Annotated in this window: 7 protein-coding genes; 5 read left to right on the plus strand and 2 right to left on the minus strand. The window is 71.4% G+C overall.

Annotated elements, in window-relative coordinates; genetic code table 11:
* The first annotated feature begins 35 nt into the window (after window positions 1–35).
* Entirely contained in the window at window positions 36–2744 is a 2709-nt protein-coding gene (locus ACFYVR_RS23200) for a LuxR C-terminal-related transcriptional regulator (protein WP_387477590.1), read from the plus strand.
* Window positions 2745–2776: 32 nt separating this feature from the next.
* Here ACFYVR_RS23200 and ACFYVR_RS23205 read toward each other — a convergent pair whose 3' ends face one another.
* Complete coding sequence (locus ACFYVR_RS23205) at window positions 2777–3547, minus strand: IclR family transcriptional regulator C-terminal domain-containing protein (RefSeq protein ID WP_387477593.1); 771 nt, start codon at window positions 3545–3547, stop codon at window positions 2777–2779.
* Window positions 3548–3735: 188 nt separating this feature from the next.
* On the opposite strand from ACFYVR_RS23205, the gene catA reads away from it, so the two are divergent.
* The 4 genes from catA (at window position 3736) to ACFYVR_RS23225 (ending at window position 7259) form a co-directional block, all read left to right on the plus strand.
* Window positions 3736–4587, plus strand: coding sequence for a catechol 1,2-dioxygenase (gene catA / locus ACFYVR_RS23210; protein WP_387477596.1), 852 nt, complete (start codon window positions 3736–3738; stop codon window positions 4585–4587).
* A 99-nt stretch (window positions 4588–4686) separates the two neighbouring features.
* Window positions 4687–5814 (plus strand): muconate/chloromuconate family cycloisomerase, encoded by a 1128-nt coding sequence (locus tag ACFYVR_RS23215; RefSeq protein ID WP_387477598.1) that lies wholly within the window; start codon window positions 4687–4689, stop codon window positions 5812–5814.
* Between the two features lie 26 nt (window positions 5815–5840).
* Window positions 5841–6122: a muconolactone Delta-isomerase gene (catC, locus tag ACFYVR_RS23220; protein WP_387477601.1), complete on the plus strand. Its 282-nt coding sequence runs from the start codon at window positions 5841–5843 to the stop codon at window positions 6120–6122.
* A 165-nt stretch (window positions 6123–6287) separates the two neighbouring features.
* Window positions 6288–7259: an alpha/beta hydrolase gene (locus ACFYVR_RS23225; RefSeq protein WP_387477603.1), complete on the plus strand. Its 972-nt coding sequence runs from the start codon at window positions 6288–6290 to the stop codon at window positions 7257–7259.
* A 9-nt stretch (window positions 7260–7268) separates the two neighbouring features.
* Here the strand turns inward: ACFYVR_RS23225 and ACFYVR_RS23230 are convergent, their stop codons facing one another.
* Complete coding sequence (locus ACFYVR_RS23230; RefSeq protein WP_387477605.1) at window positions 7269–10004, minus strand: DNA polymerase III subunits gamma/tau; 2736 nt, start codon at window positions 10002–10004, stop codon at window positions 7269–7271.
* Window positions 10005–10199: the final 195 nt, after the last annotated feature.

The raw sequence follows: 10199 nt of genomic DNA on the forward strand, positions 1-10199 counted from the left end.
CAACAGCGGCGCCGCGTCCGCAGTACCGTGGAGCGGTGACGGCAGCACCGGAGCTGCTCGGGCGTCGAGCCGAGCTGGACGAGCTTGCGCGGCACCGCGATCGAGCGCACGCGGGCTCGCCCGTGCTGGTGCTGGTGGAGGGTCCGTCCGGAATCGGGAAGACCACGCTGGTGCAGCAGTTCGTCGCCGATCTGACCGGCTGGCGGGTCCGCATCGCCGGCGCCGCACCGTGGGAGACGAGCCGGTGCGGAGGCGTCGCCGAACAACTCCTGCACGCCCCGGTCCCGGACACCGATCCCGTTGCGGTGGCCGACCTGTTCCTGCACCTGGCCGAGACCCCGATCGTGATGCTCGTCGACGACGCCCAGTTCGCGGATCCCGTATCGCTGCAAGCACTCTCGTCGGCGGCACAGCGAGCGCAGGGCCGCGCGCTGCTCGTGCTGATCGTCCTCGGAGGCGAGTCCGACGTCGACGCCGACCCGACGATCCGGCACCTGCGCAGCCGCCACCACGGCACCACGGTGCACGTCGGACCACTCGGCGCCGCCGACGTCGCCCGGATCGCACTGACCCGCGCGGGCGTCGACCTGCCGCCGTGGACCGTCCGGCACCTGCACCACCACACCGGCGGTTCGCCGCGCGCGGTGGTCGAACTGCTCGACGAGGTGCCGGCCGCGCGGTGGCGGGACTGGCAGTCGCGGTTCCCGGCACCGCGCGCGGTGGCCGCCGCCGTCGCCCGCACCCTCGCCGCCGCCGACGACGACACCAGGGCGCTCGTCGAGGCCGCCGCGGTCCTCGGCGAGAACTGCACGTCGTCCCAGGTCGCGACGCTGGCGAGGCTGCCCGATCCGACCGCCGCCGTCGACGCCGCGCACGCCGCCGGCCTACTGCGGATGTGGGAGCAGCGCGGTCTGGTCACCCTGTCGTTCCCCGATCCGATGACCCACGCCGCGGTCGCGGACGCGATCACGCCCGCGCGATGGTGCGCCCTGCACGCCCGCGCGGCGGACATGGTCGACGACGAAGGCGCCGCCCTCGTCCACCTCGTGTCCGCGACCCTGACCGCGGACTCGGCGCTGGCGGACCGCCTCGACCGGTACGCCGCGGGCCGCGCCGACGACGGCGCCTGGGCCGACGCCGCCGAGGCCCTGATCACCGCGAGCCGGATCAGCGCGGACCGGAACCTGCGCGCCACCCGACTGATCCGCGGCGTCGACGCCCTCACCGGCGCCGCCGACCTGCCCCAGGCGCTGATCCACGTGCCCGAACTGGAGGCGACACCCGCCGGACCACTGCGCGACGCGGTCCTGGGCTACCTGGCGATCCAGCGGGGACGCTCCGCCGAGGCGCACCAGTTCCTCACGCACGCAGCCACATTGGTGAAGGATTCGGACGCCGACCCCGCGGTGTCCGCGCTCGTCGCGCAACGCATGGTGCTGCACTCACTGGCCGGACTGCGCGGCCAGGACATCCTCGGCTGGGCGGATCGCGCCATCTCGCTCGTCGACGCCTCGACCCCGGCGGCCGTCGAGGCGTCCGCCATCCGCGGACTGGGACTGGCGATGACCGGGGACGTCGAACGGGCGCGGGCCTTCTACGCGGATCTGTCCGGCCACACCGGGCTCGGCGCCCAGAGCCAGCGGGTCCGGATGGCGCGCGGCTGGCTCAGTCTCGCCCTCGACGACGTCGAGAGTGCCCGCACCGAACTCGAGAGCGCCGAGCCGACACTGTTCCGGGGCGGTTCGCTGCGAATCTCGTTGTGGGCCCAGGCATGGCTGGCCCGGACGCAGTTCGCGCTCGGGGACTGGGGCGAGGCCGTCCACACCGTGGACCGGGCGTCGACCCAGCTCGACCTGTCCGGTCTCGATCTGCTGGCCCCCCTGGTGCACTGGACCGGCGCCCAGATCCACGCCCTGCGCGGCGATTGGCGGGCCGCGCACGACCATCTCGACCGTGGTCGCGCCGCGACGACCGACTACCCGCTGATGCTGGTGCCCGCGTGCCTGGCCGCCGCCCAGTGCGCGGAGGTCGCCGCCGACTACGAGGCGGTGTTGCGGCACCTGGATCCGATCCTGTCCCTGCGGGAACGCGACGCGATCGACGAGCCCGGATTCTGGCCGTGGCCGGACCTCTACGCCAACGCCCTGGTGATGACCGGCCGGGTCGACGAGGCGGACGCCTTCCTGGCGCCGCACGAGCAGCGGGCGGCGACGCGGGGCCACCGGTCGGCGATGGCCCGGCTCGGGTACGTCCGTGGTCGCATCCACGGGGCACGCGGCGACATCGACTCGGCCCGAAGGACATTCGACGGGGCGCTGGAGCGGATCGCGTCACTGCCGCTCCAGTACGACCGGGCTCGGATCAACTTCGCGTACGGCCAGACACTACGGAGAGCGGGACGGCGACGCGACGCGGACACGGTGATCCGCACCGCCCGCGACCTGTACCAGTCACTCGGGGCGACCTCGATCGTGCTGCGCTGCGACCGGGAACTCAAGGCCGGCGGGCTCAAGGACCCGGGCCACACCGACGAGGTGGCCGCCGGCGACCTCGCCGGCCTGACGCCGCAGGAGCGCGCGGTCGCGGCCCTCGTCGCGAGCGGCGGCAGCAACAAGGACGTGGCCGGCGAGCTGTACATCTCGGTCAAGACCGTCCAGTTCCACCTGACCCGGATCTACGCCAAGCTCGGCATCCGGTCACGCAGCGAGCTGGCGGCCCGTTTCCGCGAACAGACCCGTCCGTGAGTCCTTCCGGTGCGCCTGTGGGCCACAAGGACTCACGGGCGCCAGCCGAGGTCGGCGCTGAGGGCGCGTCCCTTCTCGACGAGCAGGGCCGCGACCTCGTCCCGGAAGCGTTCCGGGGTCGAGCGTCCCGCGGAGGTCGAGCACGCGACCACCCCGATCACCTCGCGGCTCGCGTCCCGGACGGGTGCGGCCAGTGAGATCAGGCCCTCCTCGAGTTCCTCGGACGTCAGCGCGTAGCCCTGCTCGCGGACGACAGCCAGCGCACTGCGGAGGGCCTCGACCCCGGAGATGGTGTCGGGGGTGAGCTTGACGAACTCCGTCGCGGCGATCACGCCCTCGACGGTGTCGTCGGGCGCCCACGCCAGCAGGGCCCGGCCCATCGACGTCGCGTAGGCGGGGACCCGGGTGCCGACAGAGACGTTGATGCTCATGATCCGGCGGACCGGGACGCGCGCGGCGTAGACGACCTCGGCGCCGTCGAGCACGCCGAGCGAGGCGGACTCGCCGGTGGCCTCGGAGATCTCCATCAGCCGCGGCAGCGCCGCGCTGGTCAGGGTGTGGGAGGCCGAGTAGTGCTGGCCGATGCTCAGCACCCGCGGCGTCAACGCCCAGCGGGTGCCGTGTCCGGTCACGTAACCGAGCTTCTGCAGCGTCAGCAGGATGCGCCGGACCGCGGGGCGGGAGAGCTCGGTCGCGGTGGCCAGCTCCGCCAACGTCGGGTTGGGTCGGGTTTCGTCGAACGCGAGAAGCACCGCGAATCCCCGCTCGATGCTCTGGATGTAATCCCGGTCGTTGCCCAGCATTCACTCCTCCTACCTGCGGTTTCCGTGACAGACGTCGGTCCGGTGTTGACATTCCGTGTGACCCGACGCACAGTGTGTGTACGCAATGCGAATCTAGCGTACGCAGAGCGTACAAGCAACCCGGTTCGCGCCAGCCCCGCGACCACCCGCTTCTCGACTGAACAGTTCGAGCCCGACGAGGAGAGTCCATGACCACCACCGAGAACCCGACCGCGCACGACTCGGGCAACGCCGCCACCGACAAGTTCAAGTCCGAGCGGGTCTCGGCGGACACCTCGACCGAACGCGCCGCGGCGATCTACCGCGACGTCCTCGACGCGTTCAAGGAGATCGTCCACAAGCACGAGGTCACCTACGACGAGTACCGCGTGCTCAAGCAGTGGATGATCGACGTCGGCGAGTACGGCGAGTGGCCGCTGTGGCTGGACGTGTTCGTCGAGCACGAGATCGAGGACGTCAACTACAGCCGCAACTCCCTCGCAGGCACCAAGGGCAGCATCGAGGGCCCGTACTACGTCGCCGGATCGCCGAAGCTGGCGTCGAAGTGCACCATGCCGATGCGCGAGCAGGACGCCGCCTGCACCCCGCTCGTGTTCTCCGGCCAGGTCACCGACCTCGAGGGCAACGGTCTCACCGGCGCCACCGTCGAACTGTGGCACGCCGACGAGGAGGGCTACTACTCGCAGTTCGCCCCCGGCATCCCCGAATGGAACCTGCGCGGCACCATCGAGTGCGACGACGAGGGCCACTACGAGATCACCACCCTGCAGCCCGCGCCGTACCAGATCCCGAACGACGGCCCCACCGGCTGGTTCATCAAGTCCTACGGCGGCCACCCGTGGCGTCCCGCCCACCTGCACCTGATGGTGAAGGCACCGGGCAGGCTTCCCATCACCACCCAGCTCTACTTCAAGGGCGGCGAATGGGTCGAGACCGACGTCGCGACCGCCGTCAAGCCGGAGCTCATCCTCGACCCCCAGCAGGGCGAGGACGGCAAGAACCACGTGTCGTACAACTTCGCACTCGACCCCGAGGCCTGACCTCTGATGTGACGCGAATGCCGGTGTCCTGTCGTCGACACCGGCATTCGCGTCGTCACCCCACGAGCCCGTTCCGCCCATTCGATTGTGAGCCGCTCCATGTCCGACCCCGACCTCGCGATCGTCTCCATCGAGACGACCATCATCGACGTCCCCCTGATCCGTCCGCACAAGTTCGCCACCACCACCGCCGAGAAGCAACCGATCCTGCTCGTCGCGATCACCACCGCGGGCGGCGTCACCGGCTACGGCGAGGGTGTCGTCCCGGGCGGACCGTGGTGGGGCGGCGAGTCCGTCGAGACGATGAAGGCGATCGTCGACCGCTACATCGCGCCGTACATCACCGGACGCGGTGTCGACGAGATCACCGGCATCATGGTCGATCTCGAACGGATCGTGGCCAACGCGCGGTTCGCGAAGGCCGCCGTCGACGTCGCACTCCACGACGCCTGGGCCCGCAGCCTCGGCGTCGGTGTGCACACCCTGCTCGGCGGCGCGTTCCGCACCGGCGTCGACGTCCGCTGGGCGTTGGGCGCGGCCCCGGTCGCCGAGATCCTCGACGAGGTCGCCGAGAAGCTGGACTCCCGCCTCAACTTCGCCTTCAAACTGAAGATGGGAGCGCTCGACCCCGCGGTCGACACCGAGCGCATCGTCACGATCGCGCAGTCCCTCGCGGGCAAGGCCGGCGTGAGCATCGACGTGAACGCGCGCTGGGACCGGTTCACCGCGCTGCGGTACGTGCCCGAACTGGTCGACGGCGGAGTCGAACTCATCGAGCAGCCCACGCCCGGAGAGCAACTCGAAGTGCTCGCCGAGATCAACCACCTCGTGTCCGCACCGGTGATGGCCGACGAGTCCGTCCACACCCCGCACGACGCGCTCGAGGTCGCCCGCCTCGGCGCCGCCGACGTCATCGCCGTCAAGACCACGAAATGCGGTGGGCTGCAGCGCAGCAAGGAGATCGCCGCGATCGCCAAGGCCGCCGGCATCCGCTGCCACGGCGCCACGTCCATCGAGGGCCCCATCGGCACCGCCGCGTCCATCCACTTCGCCTGCGCCGAACCCGGCATCAACTACGGCACCGAACTGTTCGGACCGCAGCTGTTCGCCGTCGAGCTGCTGCAGACCCCGCTCGACTACTCCGAGGGTCAGGTACACCTGCCCGCCGGCCCCGGCCTCGGCGTCGAACTCGACATGGACGTCGTCAAGTCGCTCGCCCGCGACTGATCACCACCGCAGAAGAAGGGACCCCCATGGCACTGTTCCAGGTACGGATGGACGTCGCGATCCCCCGCGATCTCGACCCCGACGTCCGCGAGCAGACGGTCGCGAAGGAGAAGGCGTACTCGCAGGAGCTGCAGCGGTCCGGCAAGTGGCGTCACATCTGGCGCATCGTCGGCCAGTACAGCAACATCAGCATCTTCGACGTCGACTCCGCCGACGAACTGCACGAGATCCTGTGGAACCTGCCCCTGTTCCCGTACATGACCCTCGAGGTCACGCCCCTGACCAGGCACGGCAGCGACATCCACTGATACCCGCGGGCCTTCGGTGACCACGCGGTCGTGATGTCACATCGGGGTCGTGGGGTGTCCCGATGTGACATCACGGCACCCGCGGCCGGCGTCCACGCCGGGCGAAACGAGGCGAACCGCCCTATCGTGAGCGTGACACACGGTCACACCAAGTAGGGGGCGAGGATGCGCACAGGGGAGAACACCGTCTGGCACTGGGACGTCAGCATCCGCGCCCGCCTGATCGCCGGCTTCGCGCGAATCGTCGTCAAACCGCTGTTCACGGTCTGGCCGGCCACCGACGCGGGGATCCGCGCGCTCGCGACGCTGGAGACGTACGTCGACCGGCTACCCACCCCGCCGCGGACCGTCGTCACGCAACTGGCACTGGGCGGTGTGCCGTGCGAGCGCATCGTCCACGGCCACGTCGCCGACGACGACCTCGCCGACGCGACGATCCTCTACCTGCACGGCGGCGGATTCGTGTTCTGCGGACGCGGCACCCATCGCAACCTCTGCGCGGTCCTGTCCGCCCGCGCCGGCGTCCCGGTCTGGTCGGTGGAGTACCGGCAACTGCCGGACGGCGGCGTCGGCACGTCGATCGCCGACGCGACGGCCGCCTACCGCGCCCTGGCCGACGAGTGCCCCGACCCGACGAAGATCATCGTCGCCGGCGACTCCGCAGGCGGGTACCTCGCGATGAAGGTCGCCGAGATCGCCGCGACGACCGGACTGCCCCGGCCCGCCGCCGTGATCGGCTACTCCCCGCTGCTGAACCTGCACCTCGAGCGGCACGACCCGAGGTTCATGCGCAAGGACGCCTACCTCCCGATGAGTCAGGTCGCCAAGCTCAAGGACCGCTGGCTCGGCGGACCCGACGCCATCGTCGGCGTCGACTCCCCCGTCGACGCCGACCCGGCGCTGTACCCGCCCGTCTTCCTCTCCTGCGCCGAATACGAACTGATGCGACCCGACGTCGAACTGCTCACCGACCGCATCGAGAAGGCCGGACGGCCCGTCGAAACGCACCTGTGGAGCGGGCAGATCCACGCCTTCCCGGTTCTCGGCACCGTCCTGCGCGAGAGCCGCGAACTGATCGCCCTCAGCGTCGACTTCGCCCGCCGCCAGATCGGCAGCAGGCAGCGGCGCTCGGCCTGACCGGACCCCTCACCCCTCCAACGGCTTGGCGCCGAGCATCTCGGAGAGCAGTTCCAGCGCCACCTCGTCGGGGTCGCGGCGGACGGACGGGTCGGCGGGGGTGGCCGCCTCCGCCATCATCTCCTCCTCGTCCTCCGCGGTGACCGAATCCGGTGACGCCGGCTCGTAGTCCACCGGCGGCGGCCCGGGATCGTCGGGATAGTCCGGGTAGTCCGGCGGCGGGATGTCGTCGTCGTGCGGGTCCGGCGCCGGCTCGGACCGGGTCGCCGCGGGCGGTGCGGCCTGAGCCTGGCTCGGCCGCGAGAACCGCGGCGCGCTTGGCTGTTTCGCCTGAGGCCGGGCCGGTGCCGGCCGAGCCGGCGCGGGCTGCTCGGCCGTACCGACCTCGCAGTGCACGGACCACTCCACCCCGAACACCTCACGCAGCGCGTCCCGGATCACGTCGGCGTTGCGAGGCTCGACCAACCGCTTGGCGAGCGGCGCGGACGCGTGCACGAGCACCAGCGTGCCGTTGTCGACGCGGCCGACCGTCGCACCCGACAACATGACCTCGACGGTGCGGCTGCGGTCGCGCACCTTGGCGCGCACCTCCGACCACACCGCCCGAACCGCCGCCGCGTCGGGCTCGCCGCCACCTGCCGCCGGTGCCGCGGCGATCGGCTCGTCCGCGGCAACCGGCTCGGCTTCCGTGATCGGCTCGTCCGCGGCAACCGGCTCGGCTTCCGTGATCGGCTCGGCTGCGGCAACGGGCGACTCCGGGAGCCCGGGCTCGGAAAGCACCGGCTCGGGGTTCACCGGCTCGGGGTTCACCGGCTCGGGGTTCACCGGCTCGGGGTTCACCGGCTCGGAGAACACCGGCTCGGAGAACACCGGATCGGCAACCGCGGGGTCCGCGTCCGCGCCATCCGCCACTGCGGCGAGCGCGTCCATGACCTCGGGCTCACCGATCTCCGGCTCGGCGAGCTCGACTTCGGCGGGCTCCGCCTCGGCGGTCGCGGCCTCCGCGGGCTCGGTGACGTCCGGGGCCTCAGGGACCTGCTCCTCGCCGCGGACCGTCTCGGCGACCTCGGACCGCGCGGTGTCGCGCTCGGTTGCCGCGTCGGCACCCTCCGATGGGAATTCCGCTGCCGGCGAGGGAGATTCGTGCGGCGGTTCAGCGACGGGGACGGACGGCACGGGATGCACCGGCGGTTCGGCGACGGGTGCACCGGACGCCACGTCGATCGCCGACCGGGCCGCCACGGCCCGGGCACGCGCAGCGGCGGCCTCCGCCAAGGCCAGCGCTTCGGCAGCGACCTTGGCAAGCGCCGCCGCCTCGGCCTCCGCGGCGGCTCGGGCAGCTGCGGCCGCCGTCGCCCGCACGTCCGCTTCGACCCGCGCCTGGGCTTCCGCCCGCGCGGCGACCTCGGCCTGCGCACGTACGTCCGCCTGCTGCTGTGCGGCCACGTCCTGTGCCTGCGCCGACGCGTCCGCCTCGGCCTGTTTGCGCTGCGACGGTCGTTGGAACCGAGGTGCCGGTTCGTCCGCACCGGGTCCCGCCGACGCGGCGGACGCGGCAGGCCGGGCCGCGGGCACGCCACCGGGCGCCGCGACGACACCACCCTGCTCGAGCCGTTCGATGCGCTGCAGCACCGCCGATTCCGCGTCCGATGCCGCGGGCAGCAACATCCGCGCGCAGATCACCTCGAGGAGCAGTCGCGGCGCGGTTGCTCCGCGCATCTCCCCGAGGCCGGTGTGCAGCAACTCCGCGTACCGGGCCAGGGTCGCGGGACCGATCCGCTCCGATTCCTCCCGCATCCGGTCCAGCACGTCCTCGGGCGCGTCGACCAGCCCGCGGTCACCGGCGTCGGGGACGGCACGCATCAGGATCAGGTCGCGGATCCGTTCGAGGAGGTCCACCGCGAAGCGTCGGGGGTCGTGGCCCGCGTCCATCACCTTGTCGACGGTGCCGAACAGCCCGGCGCCGTCGCCGGCGGCCAGCGCGTCGACCGCCTCGTCGATCAGCGCGACGTCCGTGACCCCGAGCAGGGCGAGCGCCCGGGCGTACGTGACGCCCTCCTCACCGGCACCGGCGAGCAGCTGGTCGAGCACGCTGAGCGAGTCGCGCGGCGAGCCGCCACCGGCCCGGATGACCAGCGGATACACCGCATCCTGGACGGCGACGTTCTCCTGGCCGCAGATCTTCTCGAGCAGTTCGCGCATGGTGTTCGGCGCGAGCAGCCGGAACGGATAGTGATGGGTGCGCGAGCGGATCGTCGGCAGCACCTTCTCCGGTTCGGTGGTCGCGAACACGAAGATCAGGTGCTCCGGCGGCTCCTCCACGATCTTGAGCAGGGCGTTGAAACCCTGCGTGGTGACCATGTGGGCCTCGTCGACGATGAAGATGCGGTAACGCGACTCGGCCGGAGCGTAGAAGGCGCGGTCGCGCAGCTCGCGGGTGTCGTCGACGCCGCCGTGGCTGGCGGCGTCGAGCTCGATCACGTCGAGGTTGCCCGGGCCGCCCGGGCCGAGGGCGACGCAGGAGTGGCAGGTGCCGCACGGCGTCGACGTGGGGCCCTCGACACAGTTGAGGGAGCGGGCGAGGATCCGGGCGGACGACGTCTTGCCACAGCCGCGAGGCCCGGAGAACAGGTACGCGTGGTTGATGCGTCCCGCGTCGAGTGCGGTGCTCAGCGGCTCGGTGACGTGCTCCTGCCCGACCACCTCCGCGAAGGTCGCCGGTCGGTATTTCCGGTAGAGGGCCACGCCGTGAGGGTACCGGCGATCCCCGACACCGGGTCCACTCGCCGCCACCACGTCTCCCGCACCACCGGCTGAAGGGCACCTTCGAGCGGCCCAACCGCATCTGAACTGGTCCCCGGAAGTTGGACTGCGAAATTCGGTTCCGACTTCCGGGGAGTGGTGTCATGGATGCACGAAGTTCGTTGTCCGAGGGGCAGC

Origin of the sequence: Rhodococcus sp. NPDC003318 (assembly GCF_042879035.1) — a bacterium.
Taxonomy (GTDB): domain Bacteria; phylum Actinomycetota; class Actinomycetes; order Mycobacteriales; family Mycobacteriaceae; genus Rhodococcus_G.

Bases quoted from the DNA above. Each gene is read 5' to 3' on its own strand.
- ACFYVR_RS23205 (WP_387477593.1), bottom strand. From the start codon at position 3,547: ATGCTGGGCAACGACCGGGATTACATCCAGAGCATCGAGCGGGGATTC.
- catA (WP_387477596.1), top strand. From the start codon at position 3,736: ATGACCACCACCGAGAACCCGACCGCGCACGACTCGGGCAACGCCGCC.
- ACFYVR_RS23215 (WP_387477598.1), top strand. From the start codon at position 4,687: ATGTCCGACCCCGACCTCGCGATCGTCTCCATCGAGACGACCATCATC.
- catC (WP_387477601.1), top strand. From the start codon at position 5,841: ATGGCACTGTTCCAGGTACGGATGGACGTCGCGATCCCCCGCGATCTC.
- ACFYVR_RS23225 (WP_387477603.1), top strand. From the start codon at position 6,288: ATGCGCACAGGGGAGAACACCGTCTGGCACTGGGACGTCAGCATCCGC.